At 64.8% G+C, this 20,405-nt stretch carries 17 protein-coding genes and 3 pseudogenes; 5 read left to right on the top strand and 15 right to left on the bottom strand.

Annotated elements, in window-relative coordinates; translation table 11 throughout:
- Window positions 1-94: 94 nt before the first annotated feature.
- Window positions 95-1,177 (top strand): acyltransferase, encoded by a 1,083-nt coding sequence (locus EJ073_RS17565; protein WP_126056867.1) that lies wholly within the window; start codon window positions 95-97, stop codon window positions 1,175-1,177.
- A 29-nt stretch (window positions 1,178-1,206) separates the two neighbouring features.
- Here the strand turns inward: EJ073_RS17565 and EJ073_RS17570 are convergent, their stop codons facing one another.
- On the bottom strand, window positions 1,207-2,475 hold the full coding sequence (locus EJ073_RS17570; protein WP_126056868.1) for an O-antigen ligase: 1,269 nt from the start codon (window positions 2,473-2,475) through the stop codon (window positions 1,207-1,209).
- 467 nt (window positions 2,476-2,942) lie between these two features.
- On the opposite strand from EJ073_RS17570, the gene EJ073_RS17575 reads away from it, so the two are divergent.
- Together EJ073_RS17575 and EJ073_RS17580 are read left to right on the top strand one after the other, a co-directional pair.
- On the top strand, window positions 2,943-3,395 hold the full coding sequence (locus EJ073_RS17575) for a TIR domain-containing protein (protein ID WP_126056869.1): 453 nt from the start codon (window positions 2,943-2,945) through the stop codon (window positions 3,393-3,395).
- Window positions 3,371-4,741 carry a glycosyltransferase family 4 protein gene (locus EJ073_RS17580; protein ID WP_245455275.1) on the top strand — a complete coding sequence of 457 codons (1,371 nt, stop codon included), beginning with the start codon at window positions 3,371-3,373 and terminating at the stop codon, window positions 4,739-4,741. Before EJ073_RS17575 ends, EJ073_RS17580 begins: the two co-directional genes overlap by 25 nt.
- A 97-nt stretch (window positions 4,742-4,838) precedes the next feature.
- On the opposite strand, the gene EJ073_RS32200 is transcribed toward EJ073_RS17580, so the two are convergent.
- The 8 genes and pseudogenes from EJ073_RS32200 to EJ073_RS17615 form a co-directional block, all read right to left on the bottom strand.
- Complete coding sequence (locus EJ073_RS32200) at window positions 4,839-5,432, bottom strand: glycosyltransferase family 10 (protein WP_245455276.1); 594 nt, start codon at window positions 5,430-5,432, stop codon at window positions 4,839-4,841.
- A 115-nt stretch (window positions 5,433-5,547) separates the two neighbouring features.
- On the bottom strand, window positions 5,548-5,808 hold the full coding sequence (locus EJ073_RS32205; protein ID WP_348627270.1) for a hypothetical protein: 261 nt from the start codon (window positions 5,806-5,808) through the stop codon (window positions 5,548-5,550).
- 104 nt (window positions 5,809-5,912) lie between these two features.
- Window positions 5,913-6,484 (bottom strand): annotated as a pseudogene (locus EJ073_RS17590) (DUF1349 domain-containing protein).
- Window positions 6,485-6,538: 54 nt separating this feature from the next.
- Window positions 6,539-7,965: pseudogene (locus EJ073_RS17595) on the bottom strand (aldehyde dehydrogenase family protein); the annotation flags it as partial.
- A 173-nt stretch (window positions 7,966-8,138) separates the two neighbouring features.
- A complete protein-coding gene (locus tag EJ073_RS17600) occupies window positions 8,139-8,624 on the bottom strand; it encodes a hypothetical protein (protein WP_126056870.1) in 486 nt (161 codons plus the stop codon).
- Window positions 8,625-8,747: 123 nt separating this feature from the next.
- Entirely contained in the window at window positions 8,748-9,641 is an 894-nt protein-coding gene (locus EJ073_RS17605; RefSeq protein WP_126056871.1) for a sugar phosphate isomerase/epimerase, read from the bottom strand.
- A gap of 16 nt (window positions 9,642-9,657) precedes the next feature.
- Window positions 9,658-11,040 carry a carbohydrate kinase gene (locus EJ073_RS17610; protein ID WP_126056872.1) on the bottom strand — a complete coding sequence of 461 codons (1,383 nt, stop codon included), beginning with the start codon at window positions 11,038-11,040 and terminating at the stop codon, window positions 9,658-9,660.
- Window positions 11,037-11,819: a DeoR/GlpR family DNA-binding transcription regulator gene (locus tag EJ073_RS17615; protein ID WP_126056873.1), complete on the bottom strand. Its 783-nt coding sequence runs from the start codon at window positions 11,817-11,819 to the stop codon at window positions 11,037-11,039. Before EJ073_RS17615 ends, EJ073_RS17610 begins: the two co-directional genes overlap by 4 nt.
- A 182-nt stretch (window positions 11,820-12,001) precedes the next feature.
- Here EJ073_RS17615 and EJ073_RS17620 point away from each other — a divergent pair, with 182 nt between their 5' ends.
- Together EJ073_RS17620 and EJ073_RS17625 are read left to right on the top strand one after the other, a co-directional pair.
- Window positions 12,002-13,276, top strand: a complete 1,275-nt coding sequence (locus EJ073_RS17620) for an FGGY-family carbohydrate kinase (protein WP_126056874.1) — start codon at window positions 12,002-12,004, stop codon at window positions 13,274-13,276.
- Entirely contained in the window at window positions 13,273-14,124 is an 852-nt protein-coding gene (locus tag EJ073_RS17625) for a TIGR01459 family HAD-type hydrolase (protein ID WP_126056875.1), read from the top strand. The genes EJ073_RS17620 and EJ073_RS17625 overlap by 4 nt, the downstream gene beginning before the upstream one ends.
- Window positions 14,125-14,133: 9 nt before the next feature.
- On the opposite strand, the gene ugpC is transcribed toward EJ073_RS17625, so the two are convergent.
- From ugpC to EJ073_RS17655, 6 genes and pseudogenes are all read right to left on the bottom strand, one after another.
- Window positions 14,134-15,201: a sn-glycerol-3-phosphate ABC transporter ATP-binding protein UgpC gene (ugpC, locus tag EJ073_RS17630; protein ID WP_126056876.1), complete on the bottom strand. Its 1,068-nt coding sequence runs from the start codon at window positions 15,199-15,201 to the stop codon at window positions 14,134-14,136.
- A gap of 3 nt (window positions 15,202-15,204) precedes the next feature.
- Window positions 15,205-16,053 carry a carbohydrate ABC transporter permease gene (locus EJ073_RS17635; protein ID WP_126056877.1) on the bottom strand — a complete coding sequence of 283 codons (849 nt, stop codon included), beginning with the start codon at window positions 16,051-16,053 and terminating at the stop codon, window positions 15,205-15,207.
- Window positions 16,053-16,975, bottom strand: a pseudogene (locus tag EJ073_RS17640) (sugar ABC transporter permease). Before EJ073_RS17640 ends, EJ073_RS17635 begins: the two are co-directional and overlap by 1 nt.
- 189 nt (window positions 16,976-17,164) lie before the next feature.
- Complete coding sequence (locus tag EJ073_RS17645; protein WP_126056878.1) at window positions 17,165-18,442, bottom strand: sugar ABC transporter substrate-binding protein; 1,278 nt, start codon at window positions 18,440-18,442, stop codon at window positions 17,165-17,167.
- Between the two features lie 28 nt (window positions 18,443-18,470).
- A complete protein-coding gene (locus tag EJ073_RS17650; protein ID WP_126056879.1) occupies window positions 18,471-19,673 on the bottom strand; it encodes a PLP-dependent transferase in 1,203 nt (400 codons plus the stop codon).
- The gene (locus EJ073_RS17655; protein WP_126056880.1) at window positions 19,670-20,401 is read right to left on the bottom strand and encodes a FadR/GntR family transcriptional regulator; all 732 of its coding nucleotides are present in this window, start codon (window positions 20,399-20,401) and stop codon (window positions 19,670-19,672) included. Before EJ073_RS17655 ends, EJ073_RS17650 begins: the two co-directional genes overlap by 4 nt.
- Window positions 20,402-20,405: the final 4 nt, after the last annotated feature.

Below are 20,405 nucleotides of genomic sequence, written 5' to 3' on the forward strand. Positions count from 1 at the left end.
GGGCGGACGCCGGCAAGAATTGAGAAGGCAGCCCCGCGGGGCGCAGGAGAGCCGCTGCAGAAGTCGCGCAGCGATCCGCTGATGAAGGCCACGAATGCAGCCGGCAACCCGTCACATCTACCTCAATCTCGACGCGTTGCGCGGCGTGGCGGCGATCAGCGTCATGCTCTACCACTTCTCGCCGTTCATCGCTGACGGCAAGGTGCTGCCGTCGAGCTATCTGGCTGTCGACCTGTTCTTCCTGCTCAGCGGTTTCGTCATCGCGCACGCCTATGACCGCAAGATCGAGAGCGGGATGGGGTTCGGCACCTTCCGGCTGATACGGCTCTATCCGCTCTATCTGGCCGGCACGCTGCTCGGCGCCTTCTACCTGCTGATCAAGAACAGGCTAATGCCCGGCGAATACATGCCGTTGTCCGATGTCGCCCTGATGCTGACGACGGGCATGCTTTTCATCCCGCTGGTTGGCGACGCCTACCACACGATCTTCCCGCTCAACCCCGCATCCTGGTCGCTGTTCTTTGAATTGCTGGTGAACATCGCCTATGTGCTGCTGTTCCTCGTCCTGTCGAAGCGGGTGCTCTTGGGCCTGATCACCGGCAGCCTTGCCTTGCTTGTTCTTGCCGCGGTGCTCTCCGGCACGCTCGATTTCGGCATGACCGGGGCGACCATCGCCAGCGGCCTGCCGCGCGTTACCTTCTCGTTCTTTCTCGGCGTGTTGCTCTGCCGATCCATGGCGCACTATCAGGGGAGCCTCGGCTTCCTGCAGCGCGGCTACTGGGTCGAGATCGCGCTCGCGCTGACGCTGGTGATCTTCGCCATCGCGCCGGCAGGCGGCAGCGCACGCGCCGCCTATGATCTGATCTGCGTGGTGCTTTTGTTTCCGGTCATGGTGACGGTCGGGGCGGTGGCGGCCACCTCACCGCGCCTGTCGAAGCTCTACAGCTGGCTCGGGCGGATCTCCTACCCGATCTACATCATTCACACGCCGATGCTGATGATCATCGCTGGAGCGGGCAAGGCCGTCTCGATCGATCCGTTCGCTAATCATCCCTGGTTCGGCATCGCCATGGCGATCGTGGTGATCGTCATCTCCGACATTGCGACGCGCATCTATGATGAGCCGGTGCGGCGCTTCCTGCAGCGGCAGATGCAGCGCTCGCGCGCCATCGCCTGAACCGCCCTTCTCTCGCCGCCGAACCGGCGTCAGCCGCTTGCGGGCTTCGCTTCGTGGATCGCGACGCACGCGCGCTGCGGGCGAACCGCCGAGGGCGCCGGGCGCAGCTTGAACAGGCCGTAATAGACGATGAAGGAGGCGGTGAAATACGGGCCGAGAATCTCGACCTCGAAAAAGGAGCGGAGCAGCATGAGACCCACCGCGCCCGCCAGCACGACCGAATCGGCGCGCCAGTCGCGGAAGACCACCGACGAGACATGTCCCCAGAACGACCGCAGGATGACCATCGCGATCAGCGTCACACCGACAAAGCCGAGTTCGACCAGGGTCTCGATATAGGTGTTGTGGAAGTGGAAGCCGGTGCGGGTGGTGATGTAGAACTCGGCCCATAGCCGCTCGGCCTCGGCGAAGCCCTGCACCCAGTAGGCGGCGTAGCCATAGCCGAGGATCGGGAACTGCTGCGCGGCCTCCCATCCCTGCTCCCACAGATAGGTGCGTCCGGTGAGCGTCGAGTCCTTGCCGAAGATGCCGAGCACGAAATCGAGCAGGCCAAGATTGAGCGCGGCCATGACCGCGCCGACCAGCGCGCAGGCGCCGACCGTGAACAGCACCCGCCGATAGCGGCGCGACAGCACCTTGCTCACGGCGAGCAGAAGGACGACGCCGACGGCCGCCGGCAGCGACGCCACCGAGGTGGCGGAATGGGCGATCGCCAGCATATACAGCGACAGCAGGCCGATCGGCGCCGTCCAGACCAGGCTTTGCCAGCCGCGCCGGTAGAAGATGGCAAAGACAAAGCAGAAATAGAGGCCGAGCGAGGCGAAGAAGCCGACCTGGTTCTTGGAGCCGAAGGCACCGACGAAATTGGTGGTCCCGTCAATCGTGTCGAGCGCGTAGCCGCCGACACGCAGCGAATAGAGCAGCACGACGAAGATGCCGATCAGCGAGCCGACGACCAGCGTGCGGACACTGACCGTGCGCGCGGCGACATAGGCGCACAATATGTGCGAGAAATACTGCAGTGCCGCGCGCGCCGTTGTGCCGGGCGCATGCGACCAGAACACCGAGAAGCAGATGTAGGCGGCGAACAGCAGCGGCAGCCAGGCATCGGAGAGATGCCGCAGGAACCGCCGGTAGTCGACCAGGATCAGCGGCAGCCAGACTGCATAATAGGCGAGGATGAGCACCTTGCCGAAATTGGTGGAATAGGCAAAGGCGAAGACCGAGATGGCAACGGCGAAGGTGCCATAGACGGCATTCCTTTCCGGATCGATCAACAAGGACTTTGGAATCTTCATATCCCTACCGGATATCTCTTTCGCTGAGCCCTCGGGAGCGGGCTGTCAAAGGCCGGTGCGAAGCCCCGGGCATTCCCCGATCCGGGCTTCCATTGTGCAGTGCAATATAACTTACCGTCCTATCGCGCGGCACTCAACGACAAATGTTGTCGCGGGCAAACAAGTGCCCGAAAGCCATATTGCACAGACGCATGGCGCGAATGCGGCGACGGCGCGTGGTTGAGCCCTGGCCGGCGAACCCTGCGCGATGCCTGTTCCTACCACAGGGCGTCGCCGGTGATCTGGATGTTTTCCATGGTGATGCCCTGGCGGCGTCCGAGCACAGGAACACCGCGGGAACTGTTCCTGCAGTTCTTCCAACATCGGACGGAGCCATAACAGCCGGCATGTCATCGACGCCAGCTGCCGTTGCAATGGGGAAGGCCGTCCGCATACGCTAAGGTGAGTCGCTTTGCTGGAGGAAATGGATGGCCAAACCGCGAATCTTCCTGGGGTCCTCCGGAAAGCAGAAGAAGCTGTTGCAGGCGCTGACGCGCGGCCTCGAGGAGATTGCCCATGTCGAGCCCTGGACAACTGTTTTCAATCCCGGGACGACCACGCTGGGGCGCCTGCTCGAGCTTGCGCGCGAGGTCGACTTCGCCGCTTTCGTGTTCGCCCAGGACGAATGGACGAGCGCGAGCCAGCCGGAATCGGCCCCTACCGTTCCCGCCCAGGCTTCGCCGCGCGACAATGTGTTCGAGGCCGGCGGATACTTCACGACACGATCGGATACGAACTCGGAAGTAAATGCACGCACGTCCGGCGTCTATCTGCGCGCCGATCCGGAGGACGTGACCATCCTGGACGGGAACGACAATCAGCGTCGCATGGCGTTGATCGCGGAGCGGCTAAGCCATTGGACGTCGATCAAGAACCTCTAAAGCCAGGGCGCAGTGGTCTTCCCCCGACTGCCTTGCAGCGTCTCCGGCTGCTGATGCGCGCCGTTCGCCCCCACCAGGTTCTGGGCCGAGCCTGGAAGGCATGGCTGTACCGCGTCCGCATCGGGCAGCTGGTTCCGCCCAGGGCTCCGGCCACGCCGCTGCCGGCGCTTGGGAAGCACCGGACCTTGATCGTCTGCCACGACCCGGCCTTTCCACCGACATCGGGCGCCGATCTGCGGAATTTCGGCAATGCCACGGCGGCAGCTGAACTCGGGCGGGTCCGCCTCGTCTCGATCTGTCCGCGGACCGACGAAGCGCAGCCGCTCGACAGCAATATTGGTGTGGTTGCCCTGACCAAAGCGGGCGAAATGCGCGGCCCGTGGCTGGGCTGGCGGCGAGCCAAGGGCGAGAGCCGGATTCCACGCCGGGCGCTCGCCCGCCTCAAGGCGCTTGCCCGCGAGTTCCGCCCGGACACGATCGTCGTCGAGGGCATTGCGCTGTTCAGGTTGCTTCGGCCTTTGCGGCCGCTGACCGAGCAACTCGTCCTCGACATGCACAATGTCGAATCGAATCTCGCCGGACAGCTGGAACGGGCCCACGGCACCCTGGTCACCGCGCCTGATCTCAAACGCCTCGAACGAGAGGCCGCGAGGATCGTCGACAGGATCTGGGTCTGCTCGCGCCTTGACCGCGACAGACTCGAGCCATCGTCTTCCGGCACGGTGCCGATCGACATCGTCGCCAACGGCATTCCACGGGCCGAGGCCATTGCGAGGGTATTGCCGGCGCAGCCCGCATTTTCAGACGGCTTTCCAGTCATCCTGTTCGTCGGCCATCTCGGATACCAGCCTAACATCGAGGCCGCCGAACGGCTGGTCCGCAACATCCTGCCGCTCATCCGGCAGGCGCTGCCGCAGGCGAATGTTGTCCTTGCAGGACGCTCGCCTATGCCGGCCGTGCGGGCGCTGGCCGGTCTGGAAGGCGTTTCGCTCATCGAGGATCCGGATGACACAAGGCCGTTATTGGCCAAGGCTCACCTTTGCCTCGTTCCGCTTTCATCCGGCGGCGGCACGCGCATCAAGATCCTCGAGGCGATGGCCTTCGGCGTTCCCGTGCTGGCGACGCGGCTGGCGGCCGAGGGCCTGGACCTGGCCGAGGATGAAGAGGTGTTGCTGTCCGACGAGGACGAAAGGCTGGCAGAGAAGGCCATCGCGCTGTGCATGGACCCGCCCCGCATGGCCAGGCAGCGGACCCAAGCTCATGCAGCTGTGTGGTCACGGTTCGGGCCGCAAGCCATCGGCGATGCGGTTCGCCACGGGCTTCGGCTCGACGACGAGCACAAATGACGGCTGCCCCTACCTTTTGTCGACGATGACCGTGCCGGCAGACCTTGCGAAGTTCAAGGCCCTCCACGGGCCATGTGAACAGCCGGGCCCTGCGGCGTCAACGAGACTTCCGCCAGCGGCGCAGCTTGGTGCGCAGGAAGGAGACGCCGCCGAACGGCAGCGACGGCCAGCCCGGCGACAGGCCCTGCCCTTGCTGCATGCGCTGATGGACGAGCTCGGCCAGCCGGCATTTCGCCGGCGTTTCCAGGAGAGGCAGGCGGCTGGCGATCGACTCCGGCAGCGGTTGCGAGCGCCAGGCGAAATAGGCCTCATAGGCGCTGGGCGTCTCCAGCAGATGGCGGAGATAGGCGGCAAGCTCGGCCGGCGTGCCGAACGCCGTCGCGTCGATGTAGGAATTGGCAGGGACGAACTCGCCGACGTTGGGGGCGCCGAGATAGACCGGCACGCTGCCTGCACAGAGCGGATCGAAGATCTTCTCGGTGACGTAGTCGGGCGCGATCGAATTCTCCAGCGCCAGGCAGAAGTGATATCGCGCTATGGTCTCGATCTTGGTCTGCGATCCGAGATCGGGGCCTTCGATCTGTCGCGTGGGACGATAGCGGCCATAAGAATCGACGCCGATATGCCCGGCAAGCTCGGCTGCGAACGCCCCACGGCCGCTGAGATCGATGCTCGCGGACTGGAAACGCACCACCGGAGCGCTCTCGGTCTTGGAGGGTATCGCGCTGTTGCGTATCGCCTCCCACCAGCTCGCGTTCTGAGATTCTGGAGATAGGGTGTCCAGATGTCCGATCCGGACTCGTGCGTCATCGTGAGATCGAAATGCCGCATAAAGCCGGGAGCGGCGGCGCGCGGATAGTTCTGCGGTTCTCCATCGACCACGCGACCCATGTCTGGCCGGGATATTTGCGGGCGTCGCCGATCTCGCGGTAATCCGGAAGATGGAACACCACCGCCGCGGCTTCGGCAAGGCGGCGGCGGTCATTGGTCCATTCGACGGGCACCGCGCAAGCGGGGATGGCCGCTATGTCGACCGGCTTGCCGAAGAAGGTCGTGTAGAAGAGGATGAGCGGATGGCCTACGGCATAGGACTTCGGCGCGTGGAATTCTTCATATACCTGCGGCCGAGCTGGAAGAACGTCTTACGCCGCGGCGGGCGGCTCGAAGCGTCTCAGTCGTGCAGTTCCTGGGATCGGCGGACGATCCGAGAAGCTGACCTCGAAGCCTTCGCGCTGCGGCGAGCAGCACATCATGCCGACATCGACCGACTTCGACGGCGGGAAATAGGCGAGCCGCACTGGCTTCCAGTGGCCGTCGGCGGCGTCCAGATACTGGACGCGGATGGTCTCGGCGTGGCGGGTCAGGCGGATTCTGACGCCGTTGGGATCGGCAGCGATGCCGACCAGCGACCAGTGCATCGTTGGTGACGACGACGGAAAAATAGGCGAGGCCGTCGGTGTACTCGATACCGGCCTTGATCCAGTGCGTTTCGCTCAGTCGCACCATCAGGCCGGCCTGGTCGTAGAGCACCCGATAGTCGCCCTTGACCGTGACCTCGGCGCTGAAATCGCCGGCGACCGGCCGATGGAGGAAATGGCCGTTGTCGCGCCGGAAGCCATAGAAGGTCTCGCGCCAGAAGTCGGTCTCCTTGCCGGTGCGCACCTGCACGGTGCTACCGGCAAAGGAATGATGCGGCGGCGGGTTGAGCCAAGTCAGGTCCGCATTCCAGTCTACCGTCGACATGCTCGCCTGCCTGGTTCGCGCTCGCGCCGTCGCCGTTTTAGTTAGCCGGCGGAATGTATAGGCCGTCTTCACCGTGGTGTAGAACTCCATGGCGTAGCGGCCCTGCTCGCGCGGTCCGTAGCTCGAGCCCTTGCGGCCGCCGAACGGCACATGGAAGTCGACGCCGGCGGTCGGCAGGTTGACCATGACCATGCCGGCTTCAGAATTGCGCTTGAAATGCGTCGCGTGCTTCAGGCTGGTGGTGCAGATTCCGGAGGTCAGGCCGAACGGCGTGTCGTTGGCGACAGCGAGGGCCTCGTCATAATCCTTGACCCGGATGACGTTGGCGACCGGGCCGAAGATCTCCTCCCGCGAGATGCGCATGGCATTGCTGGCGCCGACAAACAGCGCCGGCTGAAGGTAGAAGCCCGGCGTCTCGCGACCCAGCCGCTCGCCGCCGAAGGCAAGCTCGCGCCTTCCTGGCGGCCGATGGCGATGTAGTCCTCGTCCTGCTTCAACTGTGTGGCGTCGACGACCGGACCGATCTGGGTCTTGGCGTCGAGCGCATCGCCGACGACGAGCTTCTCCATGCGCTCCTTCAGCGCCTCGACGAAGCGGTCATGGATGCCATCGGTCACCACCAGGCGCGAGGACGCCGTGCAGCGCTGGCCGGTGGAGAAATAGGCGCCGTTGAGGGCGCAATCGACGGCGACCGCCAGATCGGCGTCATCGAGCACGACGAGCGGGTTCTTGCCGCCCATTTCGAGCTGGAACTTGCGCATGTGCTCGACGCTGGCGGCGGCGACGCGTTTTCCCGTGCCGACCGAGCCGGTGAAGGAGATGGCGTTGACGTCCGGGCTGTCGAGCATGGCCTGGCCGACCACCGAGCCTTTGCCCATGACCAGGTTGAGCACGCCCTTGGGCAGGCCGGCGCGGTGCAGGATGTCGACGATGGTCCAGGCGCTCTCCGGCACCAGCTCGGCCGGCTTGAAGACGATGGTGTTGCCGTGGGCCAGCGCAGGCGCGATCTTCCAGGCCGGGATGGCGATCGGGAAATTCCACGGCGTGATGATGCCGACCACGCCGACGCCTTCGCGGGTCATCTCGACGCCGACGCCGGGCCGCACGCTCGGCACCAACTCGCCCGACAGGCGCAGCGTCTCGCCTGCGAAGAAGTCGAAAAGCTGGGCGGCCCGGATCGTCTCGCCAATGCCTTCGGCGAGCGTCTTGCCTTCCTCGCGCGCCAGGCTGCGGCCGATCTCGTCCTTGCGGGCCATGATCTCATCGGACGTCTTCTTCAGCACCGCGTGGCGGGCGAGCGGCGCCGAGCGCGACCAGGCCGGAAAGGCCGCCTTGGCGGCGGCGATGGCCTGACGCGCCTCGCCTGCGCCGGCGGAGGCATATTCACCGACGACATCACCGGTGTTGGAGGGGTTGATGTTGCGGGAGCCGGCCTCGCCCACCCATTCGCCATCGATGAGGTTCTTACGAAACAGGGTCATGGTCTTTCCTTGTGAAGCTTTGCTGGCGGCCTTGTCCGCCGCGGTCATCTCTCAGTCAAGCCATTTATCAGACAAATGATGACAGCGAGAAGGCGGTCATGGACCGGAATAGCCGATGGCGCGGGCCGATGAAAGCCCGCGCCTGTCGCCTTGCCGAAACGGGATATGGGTGGTCAGGCCTGGAAGGTCCAGAACAGGCAGGCCAGCGTCGCCGCGGCAAAGACGACGAAGAACAGGCTTCTCAACAGGATATTGCGGCGCAGCTCGTTCATGGCGAAATGGGCCGCGACGATGGCGGCGACGAACAGGAACCGCCAGTTGACCAGCGCCCACGGCACGCCGCCCTGGCCGAAGGCCCATCTGGCGACGAGGGAGCCGACGATGGTGGCAAACAGCGCAACCGTCGCCCAGAACAGCGCGTCGGCGGCGTTGGTCAGCACGATGCTGGCGGCGCGCAGCGGCAGGATCATCATCAGAAGCGCGCTGAAGAAATAGACGGCGGCTAGCGGAATGAAGGAGCCGGCATCGGCGATGCCGTCGAGGCGTTTCACGCCGAAAGCGCCGTAGGGATAGCCGTGCCTGGCGACCGCCAGCGAAAGCGCCATGAGCAGAGCGGTGAGCACCGCGACCAACGCGAAAGTGGTAAGGGCCTTGCTCATGCCGTTCCTGCTCCTGCTCTCCGGGCCATGACCGGGGACGAATCAAACAGGGACGATCTTAATCGAATGCGCTCGTAAAATTACCCGCAAGCTTCAAGGCAGCGGTAGGTGCCAGCCAGAGCCTCAGGGCTTCTGCGTCGCCGTGACCAGCTCGGCCTTGCGCCGCGCCGTCTCCAGCCCGACCGCGATGAAGCGGCGGGCATGGCGGGCGAGCTCCATATTGTCTGTCCACAGATTGCGCCAGATGGCCGTCTTCTTCGACAGGTTCTCGTCGACGATCTCCGAGGAGAAGGATTCGAAACTGAGGTCGTCGCTATAGCCAATGGCGGTCAGCGCATCGAAGATCGCGGTGAAGTCGATGCTGCCGGTGCCGAGGAAGCCGCGATGGCTCTCGCCGATATGAACATAGCCGATTTTGCCGGCGGCGCTGCGGATGGCCAGTCCGGCATCGGCCTCCTCGATGTTCATGTGGAAGGAATCGAGGTGCAGGAAGATGTTGTCGGAACCGCTGTCCTCAATGAAGGCCAGCCCCTGCGCGGCGGTGTTGAGCAGATTGCTCTCGAAGCGATTGACGATTTCGATGTTGAGCGTGACGCCGGCGGCCTTGGCCGTCTCCGCCACTTTGGCCAGCGTTGCGGCGCTGCGGTTCCACTGGTCGCGCGTCGGCGCCTCGGTCTGCAGGCCGTGGCTGGTCGAGAGTATGCCGCCGACCTTCTGGCCGCCGAGATCGCGGGTGAGCGCGATGGTGCGGTTGAGGATGTCGACGCCGCGCGCGGCGCTAGCCTTGTCGGCACTCGATATATCGCCGTCGGCCGGCAGGCCGATGCTGATCGCGACGCCAAGGCTGAGATCGGCGATGCGCCGGGCAAGCCGACTGATATCGACATTGGCCGGATCGAGATAGGAGAACTCGATCAGGTCGAAGCCGGCTTCCTTCGTGTTGGCGAGCGTGCGCTCGAGGTCCGCCTGCGCCGAGCTCGCCGACCAGACGAAAGAATGGATTCCAATGCGCGCCATGATCGTCTCCATCTGCTCAAATCTTGCGAGCCGCAGTTTGGCTTCTGTCGCTCTCGGCGCCGATTGCGAGATCTCGCCAGCGATCACGATAGCCGGCTAACCCGGCAAAGTGCGCGGCATCAACGGGCTCCGGCGTTTCGGCGGCCATGCCTCGACCGGCGCTCTCGAAGGCGAGAGCGGCGGCGCCCGTGGCGCTGCCTTCCAGCGTGGCGCCCTGCAGGAAGGGCTGGCCGGGCCGTAGCTGCGCCAGCAGGCTGGCGAGCAGGCCGCCCGCGTTCAGCCCGCCATCGACGATGACGGTGTCTTTGGAATGGATCAGGTCGAGCGACAGATCGACCATCAGCGCCACATAGAGCAGCGCCACCGCAGCGCGTTCTTCTCTGTCGGGCGCGCCGCCGATCACTTCGCCGACGCGATCAGGCATCGGACCGCCCGGCGCGAAGCTGGGCAGGGCCATTATGCCGGCGTCGATCACCCGCTGTATCGAAGCCGGCGATATGGCGCCTTGCCAGCCGGCGCTGATCACCGCGAATTCGCGCCCACCCATGAAGCGGATGGTCGGCACCGGACCGCCGTCGACATCGACATTGACCAGCATGTCGCGGTCACGGTCGAGCACGTCCAGCGGACAATCGGGGTTGAGCACGACCACCCAGGTGCCGGTCGAGACCACGGTGAGCGATCCAAGCTGCTGCCGGCGATAGGCATGGAGCGCGGCATTCGAGTCATGGACGCCGTTGTGGATGGCGACCGGCCTGCCGGCCTTGCCGAAATGCTGCTCGCCGATGACAGCGCCGGCGCGTGCGAAAGCAGGCATGCGGCCGAGCCAGCTCTCGGCGTCGACCAGCGAGGAGAAGTCGCGCCGGCGCGGCGCCCACAGATGCGAATGGCAGCCGAGATAGGACACTTCCGAGACGGCGCGGCCGCCGAAACGCCAGCTCCAATATTGCGGATAGCCGAGGATCGATGTCGCCGAGGCGAAGGCGCCCGGCTCGACCTCGTTCAGCCACAGCATGTGGCGGCCATAGTTGAAGCCGAGCGGCAAGCGCGGCGAGAAGGTCTCGGAGAAATCCGGGATGCGGCGATCGATGCGCGCCGCGACCTCGGCAGGCGGCTCCTGCTCGTAGTCGAGGATCGGGTGCGTGAGCGCCGTATCATCGACCAAGGCGAAGGTGCAGCCATGGCCGGACACCATCAGCCCTTCGATGCCGTGACTGTCGACCGCTTCGTTAACGGCAGCGAGCGCCCAGTCATGCAGTGCCGCATCGTCGAGCACGCTGAAGCCGTCCCTGTGTGTCCAGATCGGCCTCGTGCGGCGCCCGTCGAGAATGCGCCCGTCTTCCCCGAAGACGAACAGCTTCGAATTGGTCTTGCCGAAATCAAGCACCGCCACTTTCACTGGACGGCCCCCGAGGCGGAGGCGATCCGCACCATGACGCCTGCATCTTCCAGCATACGCGCATCGGCGTCGGACAGGCCGTCATCGGTTACCAGCGTGCCGATGCGCGACAGCGGCAGCGCGACATTGCGGGCATGGATCGACAGCTTGCGGCTGTCGGCCAGCACCACGATCTGGTCGGCGCACAGGCTCAAATCGACGATCGAGCGGACCAACAGCGGATGCGATTCCAGCACGCCTTCCTGGCTGAGCCCCTGGGCGCCGACGAAGAACTTCGCGGCGTAGAAAGGTGCGGCCTGGGCGAGCGAGTGGATGATGCCGGGCTCGCGGTGAAGATCGCCGCCGGCGATGGTCAGGCTGCAGTTGCCATGGTCGCTGAGATAGGCAGCGAGCGGCATGGAATTGGTGAACAGGCGGATGTTGCGGTCGGCGAGCCTGACGCCGAGATGAAAGCAGGTCGAGCCGCCATGGACGATGACCGCGTCGCCGTCGCGCACCATGGTCGCGGCAAGGGCGGCGATCCGCCGCTTGGCCTCGACGGCGAGGTCGCGGTTCTCGTCATAGGGCCTGGCATAGGCGATGCCGGCCTGGGCTACACCGTCGAGCGCCGAGATGCCACCATAGACCTTGCGCGCCTCGCCAGCCCCGTCGATCTTGTCGATATCGCGCCGGACCGTCGCCGCCGAAACGCCAAGCCGCTCCTGCAGCTCGCGCACCGAGGCGAACGGGCGATCCCGCAAGATCTCGACGATCTGACGCTGGCGGCCGGAGTCGCTCAACTTTTCCTCCCGATGTCGCTTGGCGTAACTTACTCAAGCCCGATGGGAGAGCAAAGTCATTTCTGACGAAAGAAGATCATGATTGACGTAGATCGCTCGTATCTGCGATACCGACGTCGGCTCCCTTGCAGGAATTTCGAGCGGAAAGCACGACGCGGCCGGCAGTTGCGAAGGACAGCGACATGGCGCCATTGGCCATAGGCATCGACATCGGCACTTCCGGCGCGCGCGCCGTCGCCATGCGCCCGGATTTTTCCATCGCCGCGCGCGCCGCCGTTCCACTCGACCGCTTTGGCGCCAACAGCCGCGACCCTGTCGTCTGGTGGGCGGCGGTCGAGGCAACGCTGAAGGAATTGCTCTCCGCCATCGATCGCGCGGCGGTGCGTTCGATCGCCGTCGACGGCACGTCGGGCACCGTGCTGCCAGTCGACGCGGTCGGACGGCCGCTGGCCGAGCCGCTGATGTACAACGACAAGGTTCCGGTCGACACCATACTCGCCGTGATCGCCCGCGAGGCGCCGGAAGCAAGCGCCGCGCACGGCGCGACCTCGGGCCTCGCCAAGGCACTCTCTTTCCAGCGCCTGCCCGGCGTCGCCTGGATGCTGCACCAGGCAGACTGGATTGCCGGACAATTCTCGGGCCGCTTCGATGTCAGCGACGAGAACAACAGCCTGAAGACCGGCTACGATGTCGAGGCCGGCCGCTGGCCGGACTGGATCGACGCCACCGGCATGCGCATGGAGCTGCTGCCCGAAATCGTCAGACCGGGCAGCGTGACCGGCAGGCTCACCGCCGACGCAGCCGAGCGGTTTGGCCTTGCGCGCGACATCGCGGTGGTCGCCGGGACGACGGATGGCTGCGCCTCATTCCTGGCCACCGGCGCGACAGTCGCCGGCGAGGGCGTGACGGCGCTCGGATCGTCGCTGACCATCAAGATCCTGTCCGACCGGCCGATCTCGGCGCCGCGCTACGGTATCTACAGCCACCGGCTCGGCGACGCCTGGCTGGCCGGCGGCGCGTCGAATTCCGGCGGCAAGGTGCTCGCCCGTCATTTTTCGGTGGCGCGCATCATCGAGCTGAGTGCCGCGATCGATCCGGCGACCGAGACCGGCCTCGACTACTATCCGCTCGGCACGGCCGGAGAACGCTTTCCGATTGCCGATCCAACGCTGCCGCCGCGGCTGACGCCCCGGCCGGCTTCCGACGCCGATTACCTGAAGGCGATGCTGGAAGGCATCGCCTCTATCGAAGCACTGGGCTATCGGCGGCTTGCCGAGCTCGGATCGCCGAAGCTGACATCGGTGCGCAGTGTCGGCGGCGGCGCCGCCAACGCCGCCTGGACCGCGATCCGGCAGCGTAAGCTCGGCGTCGATTTCGTGCCGGCGCTGTCTGACGAGGCAGCCGCCGGCACGGCGCGGCTGGCGCTCAGGGGCGCAAACGAGGCGGGGCTGCTGTGAACGCGAAATTGGCCAGACATCTCGATGGGATTGAAGCGCTTGCCGAGCGCTACGACGTTTTCCTGCTCGACCAGTTCGGCGTGTTGCATGACGGGCAGCAGCCTTATGCCGGCGCGGTGGAAGCCCTGTCGGCGCTGAAGCGCGCCGGCAAGACAGTGGTGCTCATTTCGAACTCTGGCAAGCGGGCGGAGCCGAACGAGCGCCGCCTGAAGAAGCTCGGCTTCGAAGAGGCTAGCTGGGATCACTTCGTCTCCTCCGGCGAGGTGGCGTGGCGCGCCTTCCGCGACATGGCGGCCTCGGGCGCGCTGAGGGGCGGAACGAAATGCCTGCTGATCAGCCGCGACGGCGACCGCTCGGCGATCGATGGCCTGCCGCTGGCCCTGACCGATAACAGCGACGATGCGGAGCTGGTGCTGATTTCAGCCAGCGAAGGCGACCGCTACGATCTCGACCACTATCGCGCTCTACTCGGTCCGGCTGCGGCGCGGCAGGTGCCGTGCTTCTGCACCAATCCGGACAGGATCATGCTGACGGCGGTCGGACCGCGCTTCGGCGCCGGCGAACTCGCCGATCTCTACGAAAGCCTCGGCGGCAGCGTCACCCGCATCGGCAAGCCCTATCCGGCGATCTACGAGGCGGCGCTGGCGCTGGCCGGCAATCCGGATCGCGGCAGCGTGGTCTGTGTCGGCGACAGCATCGAGCACGACATCGCCGGCGGCGCCGGCGCAGGCGTCGCAACAGCGCTGGTGCGGTCGGGGATATTGGCCAATTTCACTGACCTCAGCGCGCTTTTCGACCGCCAAGGCGCGTACCCCGACTATACGCTGGACGCGTTCCACTGGCGCTGATCGGCCGGCTCACCCGATCCGGTTTCCATCTTTTGGATCGAACAGATGCAGCGCCGCCGGATCGGCCGACAGCCGCACAATGTCGCCCGGCCTAACGTTGCTGCGCCCCATGACGAAGACGCAGACCTGCTGGTTGGCGAGCCTGACATAGAACTGCGTCGACAGGCCAAGCGGCTCGACCACCTCGACCTCCGCCTTGAGCGCGCCATCGTCGACCAGCCTGATGTGTTCCGGGCGCAGCCCGATGGTGAGCGCATCGCTATCCTCCAGAGGCAGCCCGTCCGGCAGCCTGAGCTTCTGGCCGTCGGCGAGCACGGCATCGAGCTTGCCGGCCTTGGCGACCTTCGCCGGCAAGAAATTCATGCCGGGCGAGCCGATGAAGCCGGCAACGAAGGTGTTGACCGGCCGGTCGTACAGCTCCAGCGGGTGGCCGACCTGCTGCACATAGCCGTCATGCATGACGACGATGCGGTCTGCCATGGTCATCGCCTCGACCTGGTCGTGCGTGACATAGACCGAGGTGGTCTTGAGCTGCTGGTGCAGCGCCTTGATCTCGGCGCGCATGTGGACGCGCAATTTGGCGTCGAGGTTCGACAGCGGCTCGTCGAACAGGAAGACCTTCGGGTCGCGCACGATGGCGCGGCCCATGGCGACGCGCTGGCGCTGGCCGCCAGAGAGCTGGCGCGGCAGGCGGCCGAGGAAACTGTCGAGGCCGAGGCGCTTGGCGGCCGCGCCCACCCTGCCGTCGATCGTCGCCTTTTCGGCCTTCTTCAACAACAGGCTGAAGCCCATGTTCGACGAGACATCCATATGCGGGTAGAGCGCGTAGGACTGGAACACCATGGCGATGTCGCGGTCCTTTGGCGCGACATCGTTGACCAGCCGCTCGCCAATGCGGATCTCGCCACCAGAGACTTCCTCCAGCCCGGCGATCATGCGCAGCAAGGTCGACTTGCCGCAGCCGGACGGGCCGACCAACACGACGAATTCGCCATCGGCGATCTCGAGATCGACGCCGTGCAGGATGCGTAGCGAGCCATAGTCCTTCTCGACATGTTGCAGCGTGACGGAAGCCATTGATTACCCTTTGACCGCGCCGGCGGTGAGGCCGGTGACGAGATAGCGTTGCAGGAAGGCGAAGAAGATGCAGACCGGGATCAGCGCCAGCACCGAGGCCGCCATCATCTGCCCCCAGTCGACGGCGAACTTGCCGATGAAGGTGAGCAGGCCGACGGCGAAGGTCTTCTGGTCGTCGCTGGAGATCAGCATCAGCGCGAACAGCAATTCGCTCCAGGCGGCGGTGAAGACGAAACCGAGGGTGGCGCCCATGCCGGGCAACGTCAGCGGCACGATCACCCTGCGCATCGCCTGAGCGCGCGTGCAGCCGTCGATCATCGCCGCTTCTTCCAGATCCTTCGGGATGCCGTCGAAGAAGGACTGCATGAGGAAGGTGGCGAAGGCAGTGTTGAAGGCGGTGTAGATGATGATCAGCCCGGTCAGGCTGTTGGTCAGGCCTAGATCGCCCATGATGCGGTAGATCGGCGGGATGACCATGACCAGCGGGAAGGTCTGGGTTAGCAGCAGGAGAATGGCCAGTGTCGCCTTACCGCGAAAGGTGAAGCGCGACATGGCGTAGCCGGCGAGCGTGGCGATCACCGTCACCAAAGCCGCCGTCGATACCGAGACGATGACGCTGTTGAGGAAATAACGCGGGAAGTCGGAGGCTTCGAGCACGGTGACGAAGTTCTGGAATGTCGTTTGCGACGGCCAGAGGGTGATGCCTTCGGAGTATAGCAGGCGTTCCGGCGTCACCGAGATCTTCAGCGTCCAGAAGATCGGAAACAGCGCGAAGACCATGTAGGCGGCGATGGCGCCGTAAAGACCGATGCCGCCGGCGATGCGCGAGGAGGTGGAGCGACCGGCGATCATCAGACGTGCCTCACCAAGGTACGGCGGACGGCGATCAGCCCCACCGCATAGGCGATCAGCAACACTAGGAGCAGCACGGCGACCGCCGAGGCATAGCCCTTGTCCAGCGACTTGAATGCGCTGACATAAATGTAGACCGGCACCGTGCTGGTCGAGCCCGCCGGCCCCCTTCGGTCATGACGAAGATCAGGTCGGCGAAAGTGGCGATCCAGATGGTGCGCAGCATGACGGTGATCACAATGGTCGGCGCCAGGAACGGCAACGTGACCTTGGTAAAACGTTGCCAGGGCGAGGCGCCATCTATGGCGGCGGCCTCATGCAGTTCCGACGGGATCGACTTCAGCGCGGCCAGCAGCGTGATGGCGAAAAAGGGAATGCCGAACCAGATGTTGGCGATGATCGGCCCCCACATGGCGGTGGCGGGATCGGACAGTATGTTGGTCGGCTCGGCCTTCAGCCCGAGTGCGAACAACCAGTGCGGCAACGGCCCGATGATCGGGTTGAACAGCCAGGCCCAGGTGAGGCCGGAGAGGAAGGACGGCACCGCCCAGGGCAGGAACACCACCGCCTGCACCACCTTGCGGCCGACGAACGGCTTGTCGAGCAGAAGCGCCAGGCCGAGCCCGAGGAAGAACTGGAAGAACAGGCTGGCGACGGTCCACCACAGCGTGTTGATCAGCGCCTGGCCAAGGACGGCGTCCGAGAGCATAGTTTGATACTGGCCGAGCCCGACATATTCCGACTTGAAGGCCGAGAATTTGCGGAACGAATAGCTGATGCCGATGATCAGCGGCACCAGAAGCACAACGACAAGCAGGACGATAGCCGGCGAAAGATAGAGCCAGGGCTCGATCGCGGTCTTGTTCAGCCCTCTCTTGCGCGGCCGGGCGGCGGATCGGATTTCGGACACTGCGTAGGTCATACGTTTTGGCTCTACGGTGGTGAATGGGTGCCGGCGGGCAAAACAGCGTCCTTCTCCCCGTTCACGGGGAGAAGATGCCGGCAGGCAGATGAGGGGCGGCGCGAACCTTTCGGGAGTGGGCGCTGCCCCTCATCCGGCCCTTCGGGTCACCTTCTCCCCGTGAAACGGGGAGAAGGAAAAAGCCTGCGCCTACTTCTTATTTTTAGCCAGCCAGTCCTGCTGCTCCTTGGTCAGGAACGCGGCCCACGCGTCGGCCGCCTCCTTGGCCGTCTTCTGGCCGAGCAGCACTTCCTGGAAGTTCTTGATCGCCACCTGGTCGACGAAGTTGCCGAGGTTTTCCAGATGCGTCGGCGGCGTCACCATTTCATATTTGGAGCTGTCGCTGAGCTCGGTGAACCAGCCCTTGAACTGCTCGGTCTTGAAATGGGCATCCTGGTCGGCGCCATTGTGGATCGGGACGACGCCGACTTCCTTGGCCCATTCCAGATTGTCCTTGGGCGAGAGCAGCGTCGCCATCAGCTTCCAGGCATCGTCTTTATGCTGCGAATTGGCGAACATTGCCCAGCCGGCATAGCCCAGCGTCGGATAGGACTTGCCGCTCGGTCCGACCGGCAGCGGCGCCACGGCGAAATCGTCGGCACTCATCTTGTCAGCGATGCCGAGCAGCGCGTCCGGATCCTGATTGAGCATGGCGCATGTGCCGGAATAGAAGCCGGTGACGGTCTCGTTGAAACCCCAGCTCACGGCGTCCTTCGGCGCCAGGCCGTTCTTGTACATGTCGGCCAGCATCTGCAGGCCCTTGACCGAGCCTTCGTCGTTGATGGTCGAGGTGCCGTCCTCGTTGAAGTAGCCGCCCTTGCCGGCGGCGATGTTCATGAACATGTGCATGCCGTTGAAGGCGCCCGGGCCGCCGCGCAGGCAGTAGCCATATTTGCCGGGGATGGCCGAGATCTTCTTGGAGTCCTCGACGAACTCGTCGAGCGTCGCCGGCGGGCCGTCGAGGCCGGCCTGCTTGAACAGCTTTTTGTTCCAGAACAGCGCGTTCACATAGTAGCCGTAGGGGATCATGAACTGCGTGTTGTTGACGGTCGAGCCGAACTGTTTGGCGCGGTCGCCGAGCGTCTTGGCGTCGTCCCACTTGGCCATGTAGGGACCGAGGTCCTCGAGCTGGCCGTTGTTGGCATAGAGGCCCATCCAGCGTTCCGGCATCTCGACAACGTCGGGCGTGTCGCCGGCCTGCACCATGGTCAGGAACTTCTCGAAGGCCTGGCCCCAGGGCAGCGAGACGAGCTCGACCTTGACGCCTGGATTGGCCGCCTCGAATTCGGCGATCTGCTTCTTCAGGAATTCGGTGCGCGGCGGGCTGGTGATGACCTCGACCATCTTGATCGTGCTGTCGGCCAGGGCGCCGCTGGCGGAAATCGCCAGGCCGGCGACGGCGGCAAGCATCAGCGTCAGTCTCTTCATGTTCAGGACTCCCATTTTGAACGCTCGGTTATTTTCTTGCTTTGTCGAAGGCCTGGGCGATGTCGGCCCAGAGATCCTCGACGCTTTCCAATCCGACATTGAAGCGGATGGTTCGGGGGCTGACGCCGAAGCGCGCCATCGAATTCAGGCCCGGCGTCTGCTCGAGCGAGGCCTTGGCCGGCACAACCAGGCTTTCATGACCGCCCCAGCTGACGCCGATGCGGAAGAATTTCAGCGCATCGACGAAAGCGGGAATGTCGACATCCTCCGTCACCTCGAAGGAGAACAGCCCGGCATAGCCGGCAAGCGTCTTCTTGCCGGGATGGTTGGAATAGGCGGGATGATTAACCCGCTCGACCTTGCCATGCGCCTTTAGCCGCTCGGCGAGGATGAGCCCGCTCTTCATGTGGTGCGGCAGCCTGAGCGGCAGCGTGCGCAGGCCGCGCAGGAGCAGCCAGCCTTCGAAGGGTGACAGTTTGCCGCCGAGCGAGGAATAGGTCTGCTCGTTGATGTGCCTGATATGCGCGGCGGAGCCCGCCACCACGCCGGCAACAGTGTCGCTGTGGCCGCCGAGATATTTCGAGGCTGAATGCAGCACAAGATCGACGCCGTGCGCGATCGGCTTCTGGAACACGGGCGTCGCCCAGGAATTGTCGATGGTGGTGACGATGCCTTGCTCCTTCGCGAGCCGCGTCAGATGGGCGATGTCCTGCAGCTCGAACATCATCGAGGTCGGGCTTTCCAGGTAAAGCAACTTGGCGCCCGGCAGCGCCGCCGCCACCGCATCCGGGTCGGAGCCGTCGACATAGTCGACCTTGATTTGCAAGCGTGGGAACAGCCGCTCGAACAGCCGGTAGGCATCGCCATAGCAGTTGCGCACGGCGACGATGCGCTCGCCGGCGCCGACGAAGGCGAGCACCGTGGCGCTGATCGCGGCCATGCCGCTGGAGAAGCCGCGCGCGGCTTCGGCACCTTCGAGGGCGGCGACGCGCGCTTCGAACTCCATCACCGTCGGATTGTCGCCGCGCGAATAGATCGGCTGGCGGCGCCGGCCAGCAAAGGTGTCGGCCATCTCGGCATAATTGGCGAAGGTGAACAGCGAGGTCTGGTAGATAGGCGGCACCACCGCGCCGCCGGGGAACGGATCGTCATGGGCCAGAAGCGTAGCCGCCTCGGCCAGATAGTCGCTGTTGGAAAGGCCCGGGTCGAAACCGGTGGGGTGCTCATTCATTTGCGGTCCGAAAGCTTGAGGTTGGCGGCGCCGCGCTTCAGATCGTCCTCGACGGTGGCGATGAGCTTCAGCGCCTCGGCCCGAGCTCCTTCCGGGTCGTGCGCGGCAATGCGTTCGTAGATAGTCCGGTGATAGGGGAAGCTGGCGTGGCCGAAATCGCGCACGCCGAGCGGGTGTTCCCAGAAGCGGTGGAACAGCTCGTGCATGGCGGCAATGATCTGCTCGAACAGCGGATTGCCGGAAGCGCGGTAGATCGCCTGATGAAACTCCCAGTCCTCGTCCGATGACATGCCGGCGCGGGTCTGGAAAGCCTCCTCCATAAGGTCGAGCTTGCGTTCGATCTCGGCGAGCTCGGCCTTGCCGGCGCGGACGGCGCAAAGGGCGGCGGCCTCGGCCTCCAGCGCGCGGCGGATTTCCAGCGTGCGCATCAGGCCGGCGAAATCATTGCCGCCGGCCAGCGTCAGCGGCATGTGCAGCATATCGGGAGAGACGGCCGCCTTGAGATAGGTGCCTGAGCCCTGCCGCCGCTCGACGAGGCCGAGCCCCTCCCAGCGCGTCAGCGCCTCACGCACGGTGTTGCGGCTGACCTTGAGCCGCTCGGCCAGGATGCGCTCGGTCGGCAACTTCTCACCGGGACCCAGGGATTCCTGCCTGACGAAACCGGCCAAGGCCTTCAGCACCGCGTCGTCGCGGGCCGTCGTCTGGATGGGAGGCAAAAGATCGGTCAAGCCA

This window comes from Mesorhizobium sp. M4B.F.Ca.ET.058.02.1.1 (assembly GCF_003952505.1).
GTDB lineage: Bacteria > Pseudomonadota > Alphaproteobacteria > Rhizobiales > Rhizobiaceae > Mesorhizobium.

What these genes read in the sequence shown, in the direction of transcription:
- EJ073_RS17565 (WP_126056867.1), top strand. Translation starts at nt 95, where the DNA reads ATGCAGCCGGCAACCCGTCACATCTACCTCAATCTCGACGCGTTGCGC.
- ugpC (WP_126056876.1), bottom strand. Translation starts at nt 15,201, where the DNA reads ATGGCTTCCGTCACGCTGCAACATGTCGAGAAGGACTATGGCTCGCTA.
- EJ073_RS17600 (WP_126056870.1), bottom strand. Translation starts at nt 8,624, where the DNA reads ATGAGCAAGGCCCTTACCACTTTCGCGTTGGTCGCGGTGCTCACCGCT.
- EJ073_RS17635 (WP_126056877.1), bottom strand. Translation starts at nt 16,053, where the DNA reads ATGATCGCCGGTCGCTCCACCTCCTCGCGCATCGCCGGCGGCATCGGT.
- EJ073_RS17575 (WP_126056869.1), top strand. Translation starts at nt 2,943, where the DNA reads ATGGCCAAACCGCGAATCTTCCTGGGGTCCTCCGGAAAGCAGAAGAAG.
- EJ073_RS17645 (WP_126056878.1), bottom strand. Translation starts at nt 18,442, where the DNA reads ATGAAGAGACTGACGCTGATGCTTGCCGCCGTCGCCGGCCTGGCGATT.
- EJ073_RS17650 (WP_126056879.1), bottom strand. Translation starts at nt 19,673, where the DNA reads ATGAATGAGCACCCCACCGGTTTCGACCCGGGCCTTTCCAACAGCGAC.
- EJ073_RS17605 (WP_126056871.1), bottom strand. Translation starts at nt 9,641, where the DNA reads ATGGCGCGCATTGGAATCCATTCTTTCGTCTGGTCGGCGAGCTCGGCG.
- EJ073_RS17620 (WP_126056874.1), top strand. Translation starts at nt 12,002, where the DNA reads ATGGCGCCATTGGCCATAGGCATCGACATCGGCACTTCCGGCGCGCGC.
- EJ073_RS17570 (WP_126056868.1), bottom strand. Translation starts at nt 2,475, where the DNA reads ATGAAGATTCCAAAGTCCTTGTTGATCGATCCGGAAAGGAATGCCGTC.